The following is a 21,390-nucleotide window of genomic DNA, read 5'->3' as shown; positions in this document are numbered from 1 at the left end:
AGTTATACCTTCGCCACGAGTGGGCGACCGAGCAGGCCCTGGGGACGGAAAATCAGGATCACCACCAGCAGGGAGAAACTGAACACGTCTTTGTAGTCAGAGTTGATCAACCCCGAGAACAGCGACTCGGAAATACCCAGGATGATCCCGCCAAGCATGGCCCCAGGCAGGGAACCGATGCCGCCGAGTACCGCCGCGGTAAATGCCTTGATGCCGATGATGAAGCCGGCATAGAAGTCGAACGTGCCGTAGTTCAGGGTGATCAGCACACCGGCCAGCGCGGCCATGGCGGCACCAATCACGAATACGTAGGAGATGACCCGGTCGGTGTTGATGCCGAGGATCGACGCCATCTTGCGGTCTTGCTGGGTCGCGCGGCACATGCGGCCGAGCTTGGTGTACTTGATGATGTAGGTCAGCAGGCCCATGCCGACGAACGCGGCCACCAGGATGAACACCTTGGTGTAGGTCAACTGCACGAACCCGGTGCCGATGTCGACTCTCCAGGCGCCGGCCAGCAGCGTCGGGATGCCTTGTTGCTTGGCGCCCTGGGCAATCTGCGCGTAGTTCTGCAGGATCAGCGAGATACCGATGGCGCTGATCAGCGGTGCCAGTCGGGTAGAGTTGCGCAGCGGTTTGTAGGCGACACGCTCGATGACCCAACCGTAAACGCCAGTGACGACGACGGTGAAGATCAGGGTGCCGAGAATGAGCAGCGGGAAGGATTCGATGCCGAAGTAAGCCAGCAGTGCCAGACTGATCGCCGCGAGGTAAGCGGAAATCATATAAACCTCGCCGTGGGCGAAGTTGATCATGCCAATGATGCCATAGACCATTGTGTAGCCGATGGCGATCAAGCCATAGACCGACCCGAGGGTCAGCCCATTGACCAGTTGCTGCAGGAATATACCATCCATAACGCAATCTCACGCAGTGAGAGCCTGCACACCTGTGGGTGTGCGGATCTTCTAGGAGGAAAAGACAGACACAAAAGGGGCTGGCAACCAAGTTCCCGTGCGGGAGCTGGCTTGTGTGGGAGCTGGGCTTGCCCGCGATGCAGACACCTCGCAATGTCAGTCAAACCGAGGTGACGCTATCGCAGGCAAGCCAGCTCCCACAAAAGCCCGGCTCCTACAGGGTCAAGTGGCGTCTAACCAATCGCGCTAACTATTACTTCTGCTTTTCCAGCTGGTGATACTTGCCGTCCTTGTCCCACTGGTAAACCACATAGTCGGAGATTTTCAGGTCGCCCTTGGCGTCCCAGTTCTTCTCGCCCATGACGGTTTTGACCGGGTGGGATTTCAGCCATTTGGCTGCGTCTTCGCCCTTGTCAGACTTGGCACCGTTGAAAGCAGCTGCCAGGGCCTGGATCGAAGCGTAGGCGTACAGGGTGTAGCCTTCAGGCTCGGTACCGGCCTTGCGGAACTGTTCCACGACGGTCTTGCTGTCTGGCAGCAGGCGCGGGTCGGCGCCGAAGGTCATGTACACGCCGTCCACGTACTGTGCACCACCGGCGGTCGCCACCAGTTCATCGGTGACCACACCGTCATCGGACATGAACTTGACGTCTTTGAGGCCGGCTTCACGAATCTGGCGAACCAGTGGACCGGCTTCCGGGTGCAGGCCGCCGAAGTACACGACGTCAGCACCGGTGGAGCGGATCTTGGTGACCAGGGCGCTGAAATCTTTCTCGCCACGGGTCAGGCCTTCTTCCAGCACCGGCTTCACGCCACGCTTGGTCAACTGCGCCGCAGTGGCGTCCGCCAGGCCTTTGCCGTAGGTGTCCTTGTCGTTGATAACCGCGACTTTCTTGCCCTTGAGCACGTCGACGATATAGTCGCCGGCCACGATGCCTTGCTGGTCGTCACGACCGCACATACGGAATACGGCCGACAGGCCGCGCTCGGTCACCTGCGGGTTGGTGGAGCCCGGGGTGATCATGATCACGCCCGCGTCGGCATACACCTCGGAAGCCGGAATGGTGTTCGACGAGCAGAAGTGCCCGACCACGCCGATCACTTTGTCCTGGTCAACCAGACGGTTGGCCACGGCCACAGCCTGCTTGGGTTCGCAGGCGTCGTCACCGGCCACCAGCTTGACTTGCTCGCCGTTGATGCCGCCTGCCTTGTTGATGACATCGGCTGCCGCCTGGGCACCTTTCATGTACTGCTCACCAAATGCCGCGTTGGCGCCGGTCATCGGCCCCGCCACGCCAATCTTCACATCAGCTTGAGCAAACGCAGAAACACCCAGCGCAGCAGCAACTGCGAGGGCTAGAAAACCTTTCTTGTAAAACGTCTGGGACATGAGTGGTGCTCCGAGGTTTTTGTTGAATTGGCACTGCAGCTTCACTTCAAAAACTTTCAGCGAAAGCCCAGAGCAAGCGGCGTGCCATTACGTTTTTATTATTCAAAAAGACACGGTGTCATTGTTATTGCAGGTTTTTGGGCGCCTTTTGATTGGACGTGCAACCGTCTAGCGCAACCGGGTGCAACCATTGGATCCATAAAGTGCAACCTGATGGATCCAACGCTGCAACCCGGCCATTAAACGGCCACCCTTGAACCTGTAACAGCGTGCGTAACGGAAGTGCACATTTACAGTGCGTTACTGCTACGACTCGCACCAATACAGATTAGTAGCCGGCTAAGAAAATGCAGGCTTCTGAACGGTATTTCGTTGATCAGATCACGATCCGCAAGCATTGGCCCGCGTGATACAGCGAAAACCCCGCCTCGTATAAACAGCTGCGCAAGCCGACGCCGGCCAGCGGCTGCATGGGCGCAAAGGGGATCGGCAACGCCTGTGGATTCTGGTGACACAGGTAGTCTGCAAAGGCTTTGCCCACGACGCTGCCGGTCGTCACCCCACGACCGTTGTAACCGGTGACCGCCACCAGCCCGGGCGCCGGCTCAAACAGGCGCATCAGGTGGTCCGGGGTGAAGGCGATACAGCCGGTCCAGGTGCATTCCCACTGCACCGGTTTGAGGTACGGGAAATAGTGCTGTTGCACCCGATCGGCCCAGGCCTTGAGGAACCAGGCGGGTTTCTGGTTGCCGTTGCCCAGGCTGCCGAGCAACAGCCGGCCTTCGGCGTCGCGGCGAATGCTGCTGAGTACCTGGCGGGTGTCCCAGGAGCCCTGGCCGCCGGGGAGGATGTGTTGCGCGGCGTCGTCGGTCAGCGGGGCCGACGCCACTTGGTAGTAATAACCGGGGAAAAAGTTGCGCCGCAGCTCGGTCCATTCGCCCTCGGTGTAGGCGTTGGAGGCGATCACCACCTGTTCGGCGTGTACCGAGCCCTGGGCAGTTTGCACAGACCAGTGCTGGCCCTGGCGTTCCAGCTGGGTGACCGGGGAATGGTCGAACAACTGCCCGCCCAGCCCGACCGCCGCATTGGCCAAGCCGCTGGTGTAAGCCATCGGGTTCAAGGTGCCCGCGCGCCGGTCCAGCAAGGCAGCGGCAATCTTTTGGGTACCGGTGGCTTGCTCGCAGGCAGCGCCGGTCAACAGCTCCACCGGGGCGCCACGACGCTTCCACTGTTCTTCACGGCTGCGCAAATCCGCCTCGCCACGAGCGTTGTGCGCCATGTGCAAAGTGCCCTCGCGGCGCAGTTGGCAGTCGATGTTGTATTTGTCGATCAGGCTGAACACCAGGGACGGTGCCGCGCCGAGCATGCGGTTGAGCTGGCTGCCCACCTCTGTGCCGAAACCGGCTTCGATCTCGTCCGGCGGGATCCACATGCCGGCGTTGACCAAGCCCACGTTACGCCCCGAACCACCGTGGCCGGTGCGATGGGCTTCGAGGACGGCGACGCTTTTACCTTGTTCCAGCAAGTGAATGGCCGCCGACAAACCGGTGATACCGGCGCCGATCACGCACACATCCACCTTGACCTCGCCCTGGAGCGCAGCCCGATCCGGCCGGCCAGGGGTGAGCTGTTCCCACAAACATGCGTCGCGTAATGCCATTGCCAGACTCCGATGAGACCTAACAAACCACTATTCAATTGCCAATGCCCCCCCTGTAGGAGCGAGCTTGCTCGCGAAAAACTCAAGGGCAACGCGCACATCCAGAATGCCAGCGTTATCGTTGACGACCTTCGCAAGCAAGCTCGCTCCTACAGGGTTTGTGATCAGTCGAAGGTAATGCCCTGGGCCAGCGGCAATTCCAGCGAGTAGTTCACGGTGTTGGTCTGGCGGCGCATGTAGCCGCGCCATGCATCCGAACCCGACTCACGCCCGCCACCGGTCTCTTTCTCACCGCCAAACGCGCCACCAATCTCCGCGCCGCTCGGGCCGATGTTGACGTTGGCAATCCCGCAGTCGCTGCCCACGGCCGACATGAACTGCTCAGCCTCACGTACGTCAGTGGTAAAGATGCACGAAGACAAGCCCTGTGGAACCGCGTTGTTCAGGCGCAGCGCCTCAGCGAAATCGGTGTAGCCCACCACGTACAGAATCGGCGCGAAGGTCTCGGTGCACACCACGTCACTCTGCTCCGGCATTTCCACGATGGCCGGCGACACGTAGTAAGCGTTGGGGAATTTGTCTTCCAACTGACGCTTGCCGCCAAACACCCGGCCGCCTTCGCTCAAGGCCTGTTCCAGGGCGTCCTGCATGTTTTCGAAGCTGTGTTTGTCGATCAGCGGCCCAATCAGGTTGCCTTCCAGCGGATGACCGATGCGCACCTTGGAATACGCGGCCTTGAGGCGGGTGACGATTTCCTCTTTCACCGACTCATGGGCGATCAACCGGCGCAGGCTGGTGCAGCGTTGGCCAGCGGTGCCGACGGCGCTGAACAGGATGGCGCGCACGGCCATGTCCAGGTCGGCGCTTGGGCCGAGGATCATGGCGTTGTTGCCGCCCAGCTCCAGAATGCTGCGGGCAAAACGCGCGGCGACTTTCGGCGCCACTTCGCGACCCATGCGGGTGCTGCCAGTGGCGCTGATCAGCGCTACGCGCGGGTCATCCACCAGTGCGGCACCGGCGTCACGACCACCGATGATCACCTGGCTGAGGTACTCGGGGGCACCGTCGAATTTCTTCAGCACGCGCTCGAACAACGCCTGGCAGGCCAGGGCGGTGAGCGGGGTTTTTTCCGAGGGTTTCCAGATCACTGCGTTGCCGCACACCAGTGCCAGCGCGGTGTTCCACGCCCATACGGCCACCGGGAAGTTAAAGGCGCTGATCACGCCAACCACCCCCAGCGGGTGCCAGGTTTCACGCATGTGGTGGCCCGGGCGCTCGGAGGCGATGGTCAAGCCGTACAGTTGACGGGACAGACCAACAGCGAAGTCGCAGATGTCGATCATTTCCTGCACTTCACCCAACCCTTCCTGGGTGATCTTGCCGGCTTCCCACGACACCAGCTCACCGAGGTCGGCCTTGTACTCACGCAACACGTCGCCGAACTGGCGCACCAATTCACCACGGCGGGGTGCGGGTACCTTGCGCCAGGCGTCGAATGCATGCTCGGCGCGACTGACCTGTTGCTCCACCTCGGCGGCACCTTCCCAGTGCACGCTGGCAATCCGGCTGCCATCGATGGGCGAATGCACGGGTTGTTTACCCGACTGGTACAGCGCCGGGTTTACCCCAAGACGATCAAGCAATGCGGCAACCATGGGTCACTCCTTCACTCTAAAAACACAAATATGCGCCGCCAGCTGTCGCGACGATCCAGACCTTATTTGTAGCTGGCCCAAGACTTGCCAACAAACGACGATTAGGCGAGATATCATTCCGTTTATTCATGCTAAGAACAAAAAGAGGCGTGCCGTGCTGAATAAAAGACATTTGCCCTCGATCACCGCCTTGCAGTGTTTCGAAGCGGTCACCCGCCACCTGAGCTTTACCCGCGCCGCCGAGGAGCTGAACCTCACCCAGAGCGCCGTCAGCAAACAGGTCGCGCAGCTGGAAGAACTGCTGCAGCATCTGCTGTTTCGCCGGGTACGCCGCCGCTTGCAGATGACCCCGGCAGGCGATTTGTACCTGGTGGAAGTCCGAAAAATCCTCACCCAGGTGGAGATGTCCACCCACTACCTACGGTCCTACGGCGGCGAGACTGAAGTGCTGCGGGTGTCCACGCCCTACACCTTCGGCGCCCGCTGGCTGGTGCCGCGCCTCAAGGGCTGGCGACTGCGCCACCCGCAGATTCACCTGGACCTGTGCAACGAACAGGAGCCGGACGAGTTGCTGCAAGGCAAGGCCGACCTGGCCTTCTACTTCGGCCAGGGCTCACGGCCCGGCACCGAGAGCCTCAAGCTGTTCAGCGAAGAACTGGTGCCCGTGTGCTCGCCCGACAGCCTGCCCGCCCAACCGTTTACCGACCCGACGCAGTTGAGCGAGCTGGTGCTGCTGCAAAACGCCTCGCGCCCCCAGGGCTGGCACGACTGGTTCGCCGCCCAGGGTTTTCACACCGAGCACAGCTACCACGGGCCGCGTTTCGAGACGTTCTACATGTGCATCCGCGCCGCACAAGTGGGCTGCGGTGTGGCGCTGCTGCCACGGTTTCTGGTGGAAGAGGAATTGGCCGAAGGCAAACTGGTGATCCCCTGGCAGCACGCGATGCCGAGCCAGGATGCGTATTACCTGGCGTATCCCGAGCACTCGGCGGAAGTGCCCAAGGTGCGGGATTTTGTGAAGTGGATGATGGAGCAGGTGGCGCATCCTGAGGGCTGCTTGCAGGACTGATGAATCATTCGTGCAAACTCGTACAGACCTGTAACTTCTGACAGTTGTTGGGGCTACGGCAAAAGGTTTAGATGTTCCAACGGCCCCCACTTTCGGTGAAGGCGCACTCCGAGGAAACCCAGATGAACCGGTTAGTTGGATGCTTGATCCTGTGTGCTCTTGCCCCCATTCAGCACGCCTACAGCCAACCATTGCAAAGTGATTCAGTGAACCCCGAGTACGTTGACGCGCCCCTGGGGGACTCAAATGACATTCTCCGGGCGCTCGACATAGCCGTAAGCATCTGTAACGACCCCCTTAACAACATCTCTCTCCTGGAAACTGAAAGTGCAGCGCCTCCACCGGGGTTTGTTTGCCCGCTCAGAGATTGACGCTCAGCCTTCTCAACGCCTCACGGCAGCCTGTCACCTCGGCGAGGTAACGCCTTGCGCGCCCGCCGCCTGATGAAAATAACGCCCGTTCCACCACGCAAAAATCCCTGCACGCTCCCCCTTGCCTGAAAAAACACTGGCAAACCGACCCGCGTCTATGCGCCACTAGCGCCATTCCTTAATTGTGCGTAAAGGTCGGCGCCCATCGCCGACCCGTCTGGAGATTCCCGTTATGAGCGAGAGTGTGTTTGCCGATCGCATCGTGCAGAACCTGCTCGACACCGACTTCTACAAGCTGACCATGATGCAGGCGGTGCTGCACAACTACCCGAACGTGGAGGTTGAATGGGAGTTTCGTTGCCGCAACAGTGAAGACCTGCGCCCCTACCTGGCAGAGATCCGCTACCAGATCGAGCGCCTGGCCGAGCTGAGCCTGAGCCCCGACCAACTGGGTTTCCTGGAACGCATCAGCTTCATGAAGCCGGATTTTTTACGCTTCCTCGGGCTGTTCCGCTTCAACTTGCGCTACGTCCAGACCGGCATCGAAAACGGCGAGCTGTTTATCCGCCTGCGCGGACCGTGGCTGCATGTGATCCTGTTTGAAGTACCGATGCTGGCGATCGTCAGCGAGGTGCGTAACCGCTATCGCTACCAGACGGTGATCCTCGAACAGGCCCGCGAACAGTTGTATCGCAAGTTCGACTGGCTGACGGCCAACGCCAGCGTTGAAGAGTTATCCGAGTTGCAGGTGGCCGATTTCGGCACGCGTCGGCGCTTCTCCTACCGTGTGCAGGAAGAAGTGGTGAGCGTGCTTAAGCATGACTTCCCCGGGCGGTTTGTCGGCACCAGCAACGTGCACCTGGCCCGCGAGCTGGACATGAAGCCCCTGGGCACCATGGCCCACGAGTGGATCATGGCCCACCAGCAACTGGGCCCTCGGCTGATCGACAGCCAGATCGCCGCCCTCGACTGCTGGGTGCGTGAATACCGTGGCCTGCTGGGCATCGCCCTGACCGATTGCATCACCACCGACGCGTTCCTCGGCGATTTCGACCTGTACTTCGCCAAGCTGTTCGACGGCCTGCGCCACGACTCCGGCGACCCGGTGCAATGGGCCGAAAAGGCGATCGCCCACTATCACAAGCTGGGGATCGAGCCGATGAGCAAGACCCTGGTGTTCTCCGACAGCCTGTCGCTGCCCAAGGCGCTGGAGATTTTCCGCGCGTTGCGGGGTCGGATCAATGTGAGCTTCGGCATCGGCACCAACCTGACCTGTGATATTCCAGGTGTGGAACCGATGAGCATCGTGCTTAAAATGACTGCCTGCAATGGCCAGCCCGTCGCGAAGATTTCCGATGAAGCGGGCAAGACCCACTGCACCGATCCGAACTTCGTCGCCTATTTGCGCCACGTTTTCAAAGTACCTGCCCTACCCAGCAAGGAGTGAATCATGCAAGCCGTACAGCGCGAGATTGCTGAACAGCTCAAGGTCCAGCCGCCGTTCAAGGACCAGGCCGCCCTTGAGGCGGAGGTCGCCCGGCGCGTTACCTTTATCCAGGACTGCCTGCTCAATTCAGGCCTCAAAACGTTGGTGCTGGGCATCAGCGGCGGGGTCGACTCCCTGACCGCCGGCCTGCTGGCCCAGCGGGCGATGGAAGAGTTGCGGGCCGCCAAGGGTGACGACGCCTACCGCTTTATCGCGGTGCGCCTGCCCTACGAAACCCAGTTCGACGAACACGACGCCCAGGCCTCCGTGGACTTCATCGAGCCCGACGAGCGCCACACCGTCAACATCGGCCCGGCGGTCAAGTCCCTGGCCAATGAAGTGGCGGCGTTTGAGGGCAAGGCCGCGGTCTCCCGGGACTTCGTGCTGGGCAACACCAAGGCGCGCATGCGCATGGTGGCGCAGTACACCATCGCCGGCGCGGCGGGTGGTTTGGTGATTGGTACCGACCATGCGGCGGAAGCGGTGATGGGTTTTTTCACCAAGTTCGGTGACGGTGCCTGCGACCTGGCCCCGTTGAGCGGGCTGGTGAAGAACCAGGTGCGCGCGATTGCCCGGCACTTGGGTGCCCCGGAATCGCTGGTGGAGAAAATCCCGACGGCCGACCTCGAAGACCTGTCACCGGGCAAGCCGGATGAAGCGTCCCATGGCGTGACCTATGCCGAGATCGATGCGTTCCTGCACGGCGAGCCGGTGCGCGAGGAAGCGTTCCGGATCATCTGCGACACCTACCGCAAGACCGAGCACAAGCGGGTGATGCCGTTTGCTCCATAAGCACTGTAGGAGCGAGCTTGCTCGCGAAGATCGTCAACGAAAACGCGCCCATCCTGGATGAGCGCGGTGCCATTGAGGTTTTCGCGAGCAAGCTCGCTCCTACAAGGGTGATTACTTCAGGGTCACAGTGCCTTTCATCATCGAGATGTGGCCCGGGAACGAGCAGAAGAACGCGTAGTCAGTACCCGCCGCCAGCTTCGACACATCGAAGGTCACGGAATCTTTCTCGCCGGCACCGATGATCTTGGTGTGGGCGATGATGCGGGTGTCGCCGTCTTTCAGGTAGTTCTTGTCGATGCCTGCGCCCATGCCGTCTGCAGCGATCTTAGGCATGTCTTCAGCAGAACTCAGCACCCAGTTATGGCCCATGACGTTTTTCGGCAAGCTGCCGGAGTGGGTCAACTCAACGGTGAACGTCTTGCAGCTCTTGTCGATTTCGACGGCCTTGGTGTTGAAGGACATCTGGTCAGTGGAGTCGACAGTGACCTTGCACTCTGCAGCAAGCAACTGGCCGCTAGCCAGAGTCAGCAGGGAAACAGCAACGAGTTTGGCAAACATGTGAATCTCCAGGGCAGGGTTTAAAAAACGCATATTGGGACAAGGGTGCCTGAGTCAGGCAGGACTTCATATGATCTGTATCAACAGATTGTATACAACTTTAGGCTATCAGACTCATCGACACAATCTACCGGCCAAAGTCGCAACGCCGGCCTATGATCGGCTCATCACCCTTCTGGAGTACGAGCCATGCACCTCAATAGCCTGTTCCGCAGCCTGCTTGCCGCCTATGCCTGTGGTGCCAGCGGCACGTACGAAACACCTCAACGCGAGGTTTAGTCCTTTGAGAGACGCAGGCCAGCCTTTACTCTTTAGCCACAACTGAGTGGAGTCAGGTATGTCCTTGAAGTCTGTCTGTGTGTTTTGCGGTGCCAGCAGCGGCACCAACCCGGCTTACCGCGAAGCGGCCGTGGCCCTCGGGCGTGCCCTGGCCGAGCGCAAGCTCACCCTGGTGTACGGCGGCGGCGCCGTGGGCCTGATGGGCATCGTCGCCGATGCGGCCTTGGAAGCCGGCGGTGAAGTGATCGGGATTATTCCCGAAAGCCTGAAAGTCCTGGAAATCGGCCACAAAGGCCTGACTCGCCTGGAAGTGGTCGACGGCATGCACGCCCGCAAGGCCCGCATGGCCGAGCTGAGCGATGCATTTATTGCACTGCCCGGCGGCCTGGGCACCCTGGAAGAACTGTTTGAAGTCTGGACCTGGGGCCAGCTCGGCTACCACGGCAAACCGCTGGGCTTGCTCGAAGTGAACGGTTTTTACCGCAAATTGACCGATTTTCTCGATCATATCGTCGGCGAAGGTTTCGTCCGCGCCCCCCATCGTGCCATGCTGCAAATGAGCGAATCGCCGGCTGAGCTGCTTGACGTACTGGATGCCTGGCAACCGCTGGTCCTGCCCAAATGGGTGGACCAAAAACCCGATTAACCCTTGGGACGCGATTAAAGGCAGAATACGCGCCGCTCAACCTCACCTTCGACCCCAGAGGATCGCCCATGGCAAAACCTAATTACTCCTTCGCCAAACGTCAGAGAGACTTGGCCAAAGAGCAGAAGAAAGAGGAAAAACTGCAACGCAAGAAAGTTGCAGCCGACGAAGAAGCCGGTGCACTGAACCCGGATGCTGAAGGTACAGTGGCTACTGACGACACCGAAACACCGAAAGATCAGGCTGAATAAAACTGTAGGAGCGAGCTTGCTCGCGAAGGTCGTCAACGATAACGCGGGCATCCTGAACGCCCACGGCGCTCTCGGGCTTTTCGCGAGCACGCTCGCTCCTACATAAGCGGCATCACCGTCACCCGCACTTCCGGGTCATGGCTCCCTCCCCCCAGAATCACCCCCCGCAACGGCGAAACATCGGAAAAGTCCCGGCCCCAGGCCAGGGTGATGTGTTCCAGTGCCGGCTGTACATTGTTGGTGGGATCAAAATCCACCCAACCCAATACCGGGCAAAACACCGACACCCACGCGTGGGACGCATCCGCGCCGATCAACCGTGGCTGGCCAGGTGGTGGCTGGGTCAGCAGGTAACCACTGATGTACCGCGCCGCCAGGCCACGGGAGCGCAGGCATGCGAGCATCAGGTGGGCGAAGTCCTGGCACACCCCGCGTCGGCGCTCCAGCACTTCCACCAGCGGCGTAGCGACCTGGGTGGCTTCGGCATCGAAGGTGAATTCGCTGAAGATCTTTTCCATCAGCGCCTGTACACCCAACAGCAACGGGCGATTTGCCGGGAAACAGTCTTCGGAAAACTCGACGAAGCTTTTCTTCAAATGCACATAGGGTGATTCGAACCGGTAACGGCAGGCCTCGATCACCTCGGCCGACAGCGGCTGGCTGCTGTAGGTCAGGCTATTGCGAGTCTGGTCCCAGGCCAGCGACAGGCCGAAATCCAGCGCCGGCCGCGCCAGCACTTCCACCGTCAGCCCGGCATTCACCAGCAGTTCATCGTGGGGCCGCTCGAACGCCAGCCGGGTGATCGGGTTGCCGAACACATCCAGTTCATCCCGGCGCGAGGCAGGCTCGGGGCTGATCTGCAGTTGCTGCGAGCTGCAGCGCTGCCAGGCGCAGGGCCGCGGCCACAGATGCGCCAGCTGCTGGGCCAGGGACACCGGGCTGTCGTAGTGGTAATGGGTATCGTGGAAAATCTGGTAGCGGGCACTCATCACACAGACACCGTTTGCTGGCTGACATCGTCCACATGGGCAAAATGGCGCAAGGCCAGGCGGTCGGAGACTTGCCCGCTTTCATCGGCCACCGCTTGCAGCAGGTCGGCCAGGCCGTCCAGCGCGGCACGCACGCTGGACTCGCCGAACAACGGGTTCTCCAGGCAACCCAGGTCGAAGTGCGCCAGGCGCTCCACCAACGGGGCCAGCCCGGTTTCCCGGGGCACGCCGAAATCATCATTCAGGCGACGCAGGGTGCGGCTTACCAGTTTCAGCTGGAACAGCACCGCGTGGGGGTTTTGCTCATCCAGTAGCAGAAGATCCAGCACCGGGATCAATTGCGGCACGGCGAGGTAACGCGAGCGGTAGGTGATGCTGCTGTTGCCCAGCTCAAGCAACCACTCCAGCCCGGCCTGATCGAACACCGCCACGCCCCGCAGAAAGGCAGCCAGGCTGCTGCTGAGAAATTGCAGACGCTCGATGCGCCGGCCCATCATCAAGAAGCGCCAGCCTTCGTCGCGGGTCATGTCGTCGAGGGCAAACCCCGACAGCGCCGCCAGGGACATCACCAGGCGGTTGAGAAAATCGAGCAGTTCGCCGAAATCTGGTTCTTCGCTTTCCAGCTCCAGGGCCTCGCGCTGCAACTCCACCAGGGCCTGCCAGTTTTCCCGGGACAGCTTGCCGCGCACCTGGGACGCCGCCCACTGCAAACGCTGCAAGTTGGCCCGCAGGCTCGACGGCCAGTCGTCACCGAGCAACGCCGCCTGAAGCCGCTCAGGCAATTCACCCTCCTCCGGCAACAGTCGCAGGTTCTCGCCCAGCTCAACCGCCGCCTGCAGCGCCAGAGGGTCGTCTCCATCGACATAGCGGGCGAGGACGATCCGCAGCCAGCGCGCACTGTCATCACAGCGCTCGCAATATCGGCCAAACCAGAACAGGTTCTCCACCACCCGCGACGGCAGGTACGGATCACGCCGTACCAGGTCGTGGGCGCCAATCGCCCGTTGGGCGCGCCAATGCTCGGCGCCGTGGGCGCGTTCGCCGAGCACCCAAGTGTCTTTGCTCGCACCACCACGTTGCATCGACACCACTTCGGCATCGGCTTCGGCGGCCACGCGGGTCAGGCCGCCGGGCAGTACCCGGTAACCGTCGGCGCTGGCCACGGCGTACACGCGCATGCCGATGGCGCGGTGTTGCAGGTGGTCATCGACCGTGTGCCAGACCGGCGCCTGGGACAACTGCGCGAGTTCCTGGGCGACGTAGGCGTAAGGCCGCGCCTGCATGCGTTCGGCCAGGGCCTGACGTTGCTCGTCGTTCAGGTCGCGGCCAAACACCGGGGTAAAGCTTTGCGAAGGGAACGCCGGCTTGATCAGCAGCTCCGGGAGTTTTTCCAGGGCTTCGGCCAGCACCGGCGGCTCACCGCACCACCAGGTGGCGATGGACGGCAGGATCAGTTCTTCGCCAAACAGGAATTGATTGATCTTCGGCAAAAAGCCCAGCAGGCCGGGGGATTCCAGCACGCCGCTGCCCAGGGCGTTGGCCACCAGCACGTTGCCTTGGCGTACGGCGTCGAGCAGGCCGGGCACGCCCAGGGCCGAGTCGGTGCGCAGCTCCAGCGGGTCACAGAAATCGTCGTCCAGGCGGCGCATGATCGCGTGTACCCGGCGCAGGCCGCTGAGGGTTTTCAGGTACACCGTGGCGTCGCGCACGGTCAGGTCGCCGCCTTCCACCAGCGGGTAGCCGAGCTGGCGGGCGAGGTACAAATGCTCGAAATAGCTTTCGTTGAAACGGCCCGGGGTCAGCAGCACGATCAGCGGTGGCTGGTCGTCACTCGGCGCCTGGCGGGCCAGGGTTTCCTGCAACGTACGGAAGAAACCGGTGAGGTGCTGCACCTGCAAGTCGCGGTACAAGTCCGGGAAAGCGCGGGACACGATGGTGCGGTTTTCCAGGGCGTAACCGGCGCCGGACGGGGCCTGGGTACGATCGGCGGTGACCCACCAGCGGCCATCCGGCGTGCGCGCCAGGTCCACGGCGTACAAGTGCAGGTACGTGCCGTCGGGCGGCTGGATGCCCTGGCACGGCCACAGGAAATTGTTATGGCCGAACACCAGTTCTGCCGGCAGCAAACCTTCGGCGATCAAGCGTTGCGGGCCGTAGAGGTCGGCCAGTACCGCATTCAGCAGGCGTGCACGCTGGGCGATCCCGGCGCAGAGTTGCTTCCATTCATCGGCGGCCAGCACGTGGGGCAACAGGTCCAGCTCCCACGGGCGATCGGCGCCCTTGGGGTCGGCGTAGACGTTATAGGTCACGCCGTTTTCCTGGATCTGCCGGGTCAGCAAGGCCTGACGCTGGGCCAACTGCGCCGGGGTGCTGCGTTGCAGGTGATCGAGCAGGCGCTGCCAATGGGCGCGAACCGCGCCGCTGTCGTCCAGCAGTTCGTGATAAGTGCCCGCGGTCAGCGGGTAACGGTCGAGCAAGTCGGGCATGGAACGCTCGGCAGGGGCAAGGGAAGTCAGTATGTAGGAGCCGGGCTTGCCCGCGATGCAGGCACCTCGGTGCATCTGGTGTACCGAGGTGATGCTATCGCAGGCAAGCCAGCTCCCACATTAGAGATTTGTCGCTTTCGGGATTATGTACATTCAATCCTCTGTTTTTTTTGCAAAGCGCCGCAAATCCAGGGTCATCGGCAATTCTTCATTGATCACCACGCTCGGCACGGGCAATTTCCCCGGGGTATGCCCCAGGCGGAAAAACCGCGCCATGCGCCGGCTTTCAGCTTCATTGGCATTCACCGGCAGGCTGTCGTAATTGCGCCCGCCCGGATGGGCGACATGGTACTGGCAACCGCCCAGTGAGCGCTGCATCCACGTGTCCAAAAGATCAAATACCAGCGGCGCATGCACCGGGATGGTGGGCTGCAGACAGTTGGCCGGTTGCCAGGCGCGATAGCGCACACCGGCGACAAATTCACCGATTCGCCCGGTGGGTTGCAGCGGTACCGGGATGCCGTTGCAGGTCAGCAGGTACCGCTGGGGCGGCAGGCCGCTCAACTTGACCTGCAGGCGCTCCAGGGACGAATCCACATAACGCACCGTACCGCCTACGGCGCCCTCCTCGCCCAGCACATGCCACGGTTCCAGGGCCTGACGCAGTTCCAGTTCGATACCGCTGACGGCATAGTCGCCAACCTTGGGAAAACGGAACTCCAGGTGCGCGGCAAACCATTCGGCCCGCAGCGGATAGCCGGCGGCGTTCAGCTCGACGATCACGTCGGCAAAATCCTGCTCGATAAAGTGCGGCAGCAGGAAGCGGTCGTGCAACTCCGTGCCCCAGCGCGCCAGCTTCGGCGGTGCATAGGGTTCACGCCAGAAGCGTGCCACCAGCGCCCGCAGCAGCAGTTGCTGGGTCAGGCTCATGCGTGCATGGGGTGGCATCTCAAAGGCGCGCAACTCCAGCAGGCCCAGGCGCCCGGTGGCACCGTCCGGCGAGTAGAGCTTGTCGATGCAAAACTCGGCGCGGTGGGTATTACCCGTGACGTCGATCAGCAGGTTGCGCAGCAGGCGGTCCACCAACCATGGCGGGCATTCTTCGCCCACGTCGGGCATCTGGGCGAAGGCGATTTCCAACTCGTACAACGCATCGTTACGCGCTTCGTCGACCCGTGGGGCCTGGGACGTCGGGCCGATGAACAAGCCCGAAAACAGGTAGGACAACGACGGGTGATTGTGCCAATAGCTGATCAGGCTGCGCAGCAGGTCGGGGCGGCGCAGGAACGGCGAGTCCTTGGGCGTGGCACCACCGAGCACAAAGTGATTACCGCCGCCGGTGCCGGTGTGGCGGCCGTCGATCATGAACTTTTCAGTGGTCAGGCGGGTTTGCCGGGCCTCTTCATAGAGAAACTCGGTGCGCTCCACCAACTCGTCCCAGGTGGCGGACGGCTGCACGTTGACCTCGATCACGCCCGGGTCCGGTGTCACCCGGAAGTTGCTCAGCCGTGGGTCGCTCGGTGGCTCGTAGCCTTCCAGCAGCACCGGGCAATGCAGTTCTTCTGCGGTGGCTTCGATGGCCGCCACCAGCTCCAGGTAATCCTCGACCCGCTCCAGCGGCGGCATGAACAGGTACAGCCGGCCTTCCCGCGCTTCGGCGCACAAGGCGGTGCGGGTCAGCCAGTCGGCGGACTCGTCGATCTTCGGCACACGCTCTTTGCTCGTGGCCGCCTCACCGTGGCTTTGCAGTTGCGCGGTGGTGGGCAGCTCCGCCAAATCCTGGTTGGGATCGACGGGATGCACGAACGGATAGTCCGCCGCCGTCACCCACGGCTGGGAGGCCAACGGCAATCGATAACCCAGGGGCGAGTCACCCGGCACCAGGCGGCAATGGTTGTCCCGCAGGTACCAGCGCCCGCTCTGCCAGCGGTCATTGGCCGCCGTGCGTGCCAGCGGCAGCACCTGCCCGATGACTTTATCCAGGCCTTGGCTGAAGACTTTGCGCAGGCGTTCGCGCTCAAGGTTGTCGTCCAGGCGCGGGTCTTCGGCGGTGACGTTTTGCGGCAAGGCGCCTTCGCGCCACAGGTAATAGAAATTGTCTTCGTAGGCCGGGAATACAAAATGCGTGGGCAGTTTCAGGCGCTCGGCGACACTGGCGAGAAAACGCCCGGCCATCAGGCCGTCGGCACCGTAGCTTTCCTGCTCATCGGCGATCAGCGCGCTGTTATGCCAGATCGGCACCCCGTCGCGGCGCCAGTAGCAGTTGAGGGACCAACGCGGCAGTTGCTCGCCGGGGTACCACTTGCCCTGGCCGAAGTGCACCAGGCCCTTGGGCGCGTAGTGCTTGCGCATGCGCTGGAACAGTTCGGCGGACAGCCGGCGCTTGTCCGGGCCCAGGGCGGCGGTGTTCCATTCGGCGCCATCCGGGTCGTCGATGGAGACGAAGGTCGGTTCGCCGCCCATGGTCAGGCGTACATCGTCCTTGAGCAGGTCGCCATCAATCTGCCGGCCCAGGGCCTGGATCGCCAGCCACTGCTCTTCGGTGTAGGGCTTGGTAACCCTGGGGGCTTCCCAAATCCGCTCTACGGACATCTCGTGGGTAAATTCGCACTCGCACGGCTCCACCAGACCACTGATGGGCGCCGCGGAAGAAGGGTCAGGACTGCAGGCCAACGGGATATGGCCTTCACCGGCGAACAAGCCAGAGGTGGCGTCGAGGCCGATCCAGCCGGCGCCTGGCAAATACACTTCGCACCAGGCATGCAGGTCGGTGAAGTCCACTTCGGTGCCGGATGGGCCGTCGAGGGCTTTGACGTCGGCAGTCAGCTGGATCAGGTAGCCGGACACAAACCGCGCCGCCAGGCCCAGATTGCGCAGCAGTTGCACCAGCAGCCACGCCGAATCCCGGCAGGAACCGGAGGCGTTTTCCAGGGTGAATTCCGGCGTCTGCACGCCCGGCTCCATGCGGATCAGGTAGCCGATATCAGCCGCCAGGCGCTGATTGAGCCCCACCAGGAAATCCACCGCCGGCAACGGCGTACGGTCGATCCCCGCCAGATACGCGGCGAACCTCGGGGTCAGCGGCAAGGTTTCCAGGTATGGCGCCAGCTCGCGCTGTTCATCGGCGGCGTAGCTGAACGGGATTTTTTCGGCGTAGGGCTCAAGGAAAAAGTCGAACGGATTGAACACCGCCATCTCGGCGACCAGGTCGACTTCGATGCGCAGCTCGTCGGTCTTTTCCGGGAACACCAGACGCGCCAGGTAATTGCCCTGGGGGTCTTGCTGCCAATTGATGAAGTGCTGTTCCGGCAGCACTTTCAGCGCGTAGGACAAAATCCGCGTGCGGCTATGAGCCGCCGGGCGCAGACGAACAATCTGTGGGCCGAGTTCGACCGCGCGGTCGTAGCGGTAATGCGTAACGTGGTGCAACGCGACATGAATCGACACGGCGGCCTCCTGCGAGCCAGGGCATGAAAACAAAGCGCGCAAGACTTATGCCAGAGCAGCGGTCATTGCGCTTTATCGTGGGACCCGGTGCAGTACAGCACCAAAACGGCGCGATGACTGCCGTCGTGGTGCGAGGGTTGCACATATTTGTGGCGAACGTGTGAGGGTGGGTGGTGAATCTACCCAGTCAGGCCGCTTTAGCCGCCTCACGCAGGCGCCGCACTTCAGCCAGTTTCTGCACCATCGACCGATAGCCCTTGCTGTTGATCAGCAACAACCCGAGCAATGGCCAGAACAGGCATTCGCTGTAGATAAACCAGTGCGGGCTGTATTGCAGTGTCGGCAATACCACCAGCAGGCACACCACAAAAAACACCACCATGCCCCATACAGCCCACGTGTGCCCGCGCACAACCAGGAAGTTGCTGTTGGTCACGAACAGCGCAGCGAAGATCACCACGAACCAGGACACGGTTGCATTGGTGGCCATGGGGACGTCGGCAAAATAGGTACTCGCCGCCAGGGAAATTGCGCCGGAACCGCCGAGGCAGCCGGCGAGAATCACACCGATGAACGACGGGAAATGTTCAAGCAAAAACGGCTTTAACGATGGGACGCCACTCATCACTCGGTTTCCTCGTACAAGCCAATCGCAAAAGTTTTGGCCTGCTTGTAGTTGTCTGAGCGCTTCAGCCCCCAAACGCCTAACCCGGCACTGAAAGCATCGCCGATCTGAACGATGGTGGCGTGCTTGAGCTGGGTCGGAGTGAAGCGCTTGGGCAGTTCACCACTCAGTTGCAAGAGCTTGCGCATCTTGGTCGACATCTGCGACGCCATGAACTGGGAGCGGTTGGAATCCATGCCAATTCCAAGCAGGGGGCTGCTCATGGGGTGTTCTTCCTTGAAATGATGCTGAGCTGACTGACCCCATCGCGGGCAAGCCCGGCTCCCACATTTGGAATGCATTATCCTGTGGGAGCCGGGCTTGCCAGCGATTTGATGGGCGCCACCTTAACAAACGGCCCACCCCACCCGCCAGAAAGCAAAACGCCAGCACGAGGCTGGCGTTTTGCGTTTCAGGCTGCGATCAACGCGGCACGACCGGCTTGCGGGCTGGCTTCTTGCCTTTGCCCTTGGCCGCGTCGGTGCGTTCCTTGGCGGCCTGCTTGTTACGCACCATGGCCGCAGCCTTGGCTTGCTCACGCTTGTCCCACGGGTTGCTGCCGTCACTGCCACGGGGCGGCAAGCCGGTGTGCTGGGTGAGGATTTTGGTGGTGGTTTCCTTGGCGACCTTGTGGCTGCCAGCCGGCGTCGAGTTCTTGCGACGGGCGCTCTGGTAGCTGTCGGTGGCCGGCTGGTGCAACGGAATCAGTTGCTCCTTGCCCGGCCCGATCAGGTCGGCCCGGCCCATGCGGGTCAAGGCTTCACGCAGCATCGGCCAGCCTTTCGGGTCGTGGTAGCGCAGGAAGGCCTTGTGCAGACGGCGCTGCTCTTCGCTCTTGACGATGGTCACCGCGTCGCTCTTGTAGGTGACCTTGCGCAGCGGGTTCTTGCCCGAGTGGTACATCGCCGTGGCGGTGGCCATGGGCGACGGATAGAACGCCTGCACCTGGTCGGCGCGAAAGCCGTTGCCCTTGAGCCACAGGGCCAGGTTCATCATGTCTTCATCGGTGGTGCCCGGGTGGGCGGCGATGAAGTAAGGAATCAGGTACTGCTCCTTGCCCGCTTCCTTGGTGTACTTCTCGAACATGCGCTTGAACTTGTCATAGCTGCCAATGCCCGGCTTCATCATCTGGTTGAGCGGACCTTCCTCGGTGTGTTCCGGGGCGATCTTCAGATAGCCACCGACGTGGTGGGTCACCAGCTCTTTAACATATTCCGGCGACTCGACCGCGAGGTCGTAGCGCAGGCCGGAAGCGATCAAAATCTTCTTCACACCCGGCAATGCCCGGGCACTGCGGTACAGCTGGATCAGCGACGAGTGGTCGGTGTTCAGGTTCGGGCAGATGCCCGGGAACACGCAGGACGGCTTGCGGCACGCCGATTCGATTTCCGGGCTCTTGCAGGCAATGCGGTACATGTTCGCGGTCGGGCCGCCGAGGTCGGAGATGACGCCGGTGAAGCCGGGCACCTTGTCGCGGATCTCTTCGATTTCGCGAATGATCGACTCTTCGGAACGGTTCTGGATGATCCGGCCTTCGTGCTCGGTGATCGAGCAGAAGGTGCAGCCGCCGAAGCAGCCACGCATGATGTTCACCGAGAAACGGATCATGTCGTAGGCCGGAATCTTTTCCTTGCCGTACGCCGGGTGTGGAACACGTGCGTAAGGCATGCCAAACACGTAGTCCATTTCTTCGGTGGTCATGGGAATCGGTGGCGGGTTGAACCACACGTCCACTTCACCGTGCTTCTGCACCAGCGCGCGGGCGTTGCCCGGGTTGGTTTCCAGGTGCAACACGCGGTTGGCGTGGGCATACAGCACCGAGTCGCCACGGACTTTTTCCACGGACGGCAGACGAATGACCGTCTTGTCACGGGTCATGCGCGGGCTGGCCAAGATCTGTACGACCTTGGCTTCTTCCGGGTCATCCGTCGGGCCCTTTTCCTGCTCGATGGCGCAGGCCTGGGTGTCCTGGGTGTTCACGTACGGGTTGATGATCTTGTCGATCTTGCCCGGACGGTCGATACGGGTGGAATCCACCTCGTACCAGCCTTCAGGCGTGTCACGGCGAATGAACGCGGTACCGCGCACGTCGGTGATGTCTTCGATCTTGTGGCCCCACGACAGACGCTGGGCGACTTCGACGATGGCCCGCTCGGCGTTGCCGTACAGCAGGATGTCGGCGCAGGCGTCGATCAGGATCGAGTTGCGTACACGGTCCTGCCAATAGTCGTAGTGGGCGATGCGGCGCAGGGAAGCTTCGATGCCGCCGAGTACGATCGGCACGTGCTTGTAGGCTTCCTTGCAGCGCTGGCTGTAGACCAGGCTGGCGCGGTCCGGACGTTTGCCGGCCATGCCACCGGGGGTGTAGGCGTCATCGGAACGGATTTTCTTGTCGGCGGTGTAGCGGTTGATCATCGAGTCCATGTTGCCGGCCGCGACACCGAAGAACAGGTTCGGCTCGCCGAGCTTCATGAAGTCGTCTTTGGACTGCCAGTTGGGCTGGGCAATGATCCCGACGCGAAAGCCCTGGGACTCCAGCAGCCGGCCGATGATTGCCATGCCGAACGACGGATGGTCCACGTATGCGTCACCGGTGACGATGATGATGTCGCATGAATCCCAGCCAAGCTGATCCATCTCCTCCCTGCTCATCGGCAGGAATGGCGCAGGACCGAAACATTCGGCCCAGTACTTGGGATAGTCAAATAACGGCTTGGCTGTTTGCATGAC

The 21,390-nt window shown here is 61.6% G+C and carries 15 protein-coding genes and 1 pseudogene; 5 read left to right on the top strand and 11 right to left on the bottom strand.

Annotated elements, in window-relative coordinates; translation table 11 throughout:
* Positions 1 to 2 precede the first annotated feature (2 nt).
* The 4 genes from HX855_RS14680 to HX855_RS14665 all read right to left on the bottom strand — a co-directional run bounded on the left by HX855_RS14680 (position 3) and on the right by HX855_RS14665 (position 5,622).
* Positions 3 to 917, bottom strand: coding sequence for a branched-chain amino acid ABC transporter permease (locus HX855_RS14680; RefSeq protein ID WP_003217447.1), 915 nt, complete (start codon positions 915 to 917; stop codon positions 3 to 5).
* Between the two features lie 253 nt (positions 918 to 1,170).
* Entirely contained in the window at positions 1,171 to 2,307 is a 1,137-nt protein-coding gene (locus HX855_RS14675) for a branched-chain amino acid ABC transporter substrate-binding protein (protein ID WP_177083140.1), read from the bottom strand.
* Between the two features lie 376 nt (positions 2,308 to 2,683).
* A complete protein-coding gene (locus tag HX855_RS14670; RefSeq protein ID WP_177083138.1) occupies positions 2,684 to 3,967 on the bottom strand; it encodes an FAD-binding oxidoreductase in 1,284 nt (427 codons plus the stop codon).
* A gap of 164 nt (positions 3,968 to 4,131) precedes the next feature.
* On the bottom strand, positions 4,132 to 5,622 hold the full coding sequence (locus HX855_RS14665; protein ID WP_177083136.1) for an aldehyde dehydrogenase family protein: 1,491 nt from the start codon (positions 5,620 to 5,622) through the stop codon (positions 4,132 to 4,134).
* Positions 5,623 to 5,776: 154 nt separating this feature from the next.
* Between HX855_RS14665 and HX855_RS14660 the strand changes: the two genes are divergently transcribed.
* The 3 genes from HX855_RS14660 (at position 5,777) to nadE (ending at position 9,340) form a co-directional block, all read left to right on the top strand.
* Positions 5,777 to 6,691, top strand: a complete 915-nt coding sequence (locus HX855_RS14660; RefSeq protein WP_177083134.1) for a LysR family transcriptional regulator — start codon at positions 5,777 to 5,779, stop codon at positions 6,689 to 6,691.
* 603 nt (positions 6,692 to 7,294) lie between these two features.
* Entirely contained in the window at positions 7,295 to 8,509 is a 1,215-nt protein-coding gene (pncB, locus tag HX855_RS14655) for a nicotinate phosphoribosyltransferase (RefSeq protein WP_177083132.1), read from the top strand.
* 3 nt (positions 8,510 to 8,512) lie between these two features.
* Positions 8,513 to 9,340: an ammonia-dependent NAD(+) synthetase gene (nadE, locus tag HX855_RS14650; protein ID WP_177083130.1), complete on the top strand. Its 828-nt coding sequence runs from the start codon at positions 8,513 to 8,515 to the stop codon at positions 9,338 to 9,340.
* 111 nt (positions 9,341 to 9,451) lie between these two features.
* Here the strand turns inward: nadE and azu are convergent, their stop codons facing one another.
* Positions 9,452 to 9,898 carry an azurin gene (gene azu, locus HX855_RS14645; protein ID WP_177083128.1) on the bottom strand — a complete coding sequence of 149 codons (447 nt, stop codon included), beginning with the start codon at positions 9,896 to 9,898 and terminating at the stop codon, positions 9,452 to 9,454.
* 337 nt (positions 9,899 to 10,235) lie between these two features.
* Between azu and HX855_RS14640 the strand changes: the two genes are divergently transcribed.
* Positions 10,236 to 10,823, top strand: coding sequence for a TIGR00730 family Rossman fold protein (locus tag HX855_RS14640; protein ID WP_063033377.1), 588 nt, complete (start codon positions 10,236 to 10,238; stop codon positions 10,821 to 10,823).
* A gap of 68 nt (positions 10,824 to 10,891) precedes the next feature.
* On the top strand, positions 10,892 to 11,074 hold the full coding sequence (locus HX855_RS14635) for a hypothetical protein (RefSeq protein WP_177083126.1): 183 nt from the start codon (positions 10,892 to 10,894) through the stop codon (positions 11,072 to 11,074).
* A gap of 98 nt (positions 11,075 to 11,172) precedes the next feature.
* Here HX855_RS14635 and HX855_RS14630 read toward each other — a convergent pair whose 3' ends face one another.
* From HX855_RS14630 to HX855_RS14605, 6 genes and pseudogenes are all read right to left on the bottom strand, one after another.
* Positions 11,173 to 12,063, bottom strand: a complete 891-nt coding sequence (locus HX855_RS14630) for a transglutaminase family protein (protein ID WP_177083124.1) — start codon at positions 12,061 to 12,063, stop codon at positions 11,173 to 11,175.
* Complete coding sequence (locus tag HX855_RS14625; RefSeq protein ID WP_177083122.1) at positions 12,063 to 14,549, bottom strand: circularly permuted type 2 ATP-grasp protein; 2,487 nt, start codon at positions 14,547 to 14,549, stop codon at positions 12,063 to 12,065. The genes HX855_RS14630 and HX855_RS14625 overlap by 1 nt, the downstream gene beginning before the upstream one ends.
* Positions 14,550 to 14,702: 153 nt before the next feature.
* Positions 14,703 to 17,996, bottom strand: coding sequence for a DUF2126 domain-containing protein (locus tag HX855_RS14620; protein WP_177083120.1), 3,294 nt, complete (start codon positions 17,994 to 17,996; stop codon positions 14,703 to 14,705).
* Between the two features lie 187 nt (positions 17,997 to 18,183).
* Positions 18,184 to 18,621, bottom strand: a complete 438-nt coding sequence (locus HX855_RS14615) for a hypothetical protein (RefSeq protein WP_177083118.1) — start codon at positions 18,619 to 18,621, stop codon at positions 18,184 to 18,186.
* Positions 18,621 to 18,824: pseudogene (locus HX855_RS14610) on the bottom strand (NAD synthetase); the annotation flags it as partial. The pseudogene HX855_RS14610 and the gene HX855_RS14615, both read right to left, overlap by 1 nt.
* Positions 18,825 to 19,083: 259 nt before the next feature.
* The gene (locus tag HX855_RS14605) at positions 19,084 to 21,387 is read right to left on the bottom strand and encodes a YgiQ family radical SAM protein (protein WP_177083116.1); all 2,304 of its coding nucleotides are present in this window, start codon (positions 21,385 to 21,387) and stop codon (positions 19,084 to 19,086) included.
* Positions 21,388 to 21,390 lie beyond the last annotated feature (3 nt).

The organism is Pseudomonas sp. IPO3778 (assembly GCF_013386825.1).
In the GTDB taxonomy this organism is placed as follows: Bacteria; Pseudomonadota; Gammaproteobacteria; order Pseudomonadales; family Pseudomonadaceae; genus Aquipseudomonas.
The sequence above is the reverse complement of the archived record's forward strand: the minus strand, read 5'-3'. Positions and strand labels throughout refer to the sequence as shown.

Bases quoted from the DNA above. Each gene is read 5' to 3' on its own strand.
- HX855_RS14680 (WP_003217447.1), bottom strand. From the start codon at position 917: ATGGATGGTATATTCCTGCAGCAACTGGTCAATGGGCTGACCCTCGGG.
- HX855_RS14675 (WP_177083140.1), bottom strand. From the start codon at position 2,307: ATGTCCCAGACGTTTTACAAGAAAGGTTTTCTAGCCCTCGCAGTTGCT.
- HX855_RS14670 (WP_177083138.1), bottom strand. From the start codon at position 3,967: ATGGCATTACGCGACGCATGTTTGTGGGAACAGCTCACCCCTGGCCGG.
- HX855_RS14665 (WP_177083136.1), bottom strand. From the start codon at position 5,622: ATGGTTGCCGCATTGCTTGATCGTCTTGGGGTAAACCCGGCGCTGTAC.
- pncB (WP_177083132.1), top strand. From the start codon at position 7,295: ATGAGCGAGAGTGTGTTTGCCGATCGCATCGTGCAGAACCTGCTCGAC.
- nadE (WP_177083130.1), top strand. From the start codon at position 8,513: ATGCAAGCCGTACAGCGCGAGATTGCTGAACAGCTCAAGGTCCAGCCG.
- azu (WP_177083128.1), bottom strand. From the start codon at position 9,898: ATGTTTGCCAAACTCGTTGCTGTTTCCCTGCTGACTCTGGCTAGCGGC.
- HX855_RS14640 (WP_063033377.1), top strand. From the start codon at position 10,236: ATGTCCTTGAAGTCTGTCTGTGTGTTTTGCGGTGCCAGCAGCGGCACC.
- HX855_RS14635 (WP_177083126.1), top strand. From the start codon at position 10,892: ATGGCAAAACCTAATTACTCCTTCGCCAAACGTCAGAGAGACTTGGCC.
- HX855_RS14630 (WP_177083124.1), bottom strand. From the start codon at position 12,063: ATGAGTGCCCGCTACCAGATTTTCCACGATACCCATTACCACTACGAC.
- HX855_RS14625 (WP_177083122.1), bottom strand. From the start codon at position 14,549: ATGCCCGACTTGCTCGACCGTTACCCGCTGACCGCGGGCACTTATCAC.
- HX855_RS14615 (WP_177083118.1), bottom strand. From the start codon at position 18,621: ATGAGTGGCGTCCCATCGTTAAAGCCGTTTTTGCTTGAACATTTCCCG.
- HX855_RS14605 (WP_177083116.1), bottom strand. From the start codon at position 21,387: ATGCAAACAGCCAAGCCGTTATTTGACTATCCCAAGTACTGGGCCGAA.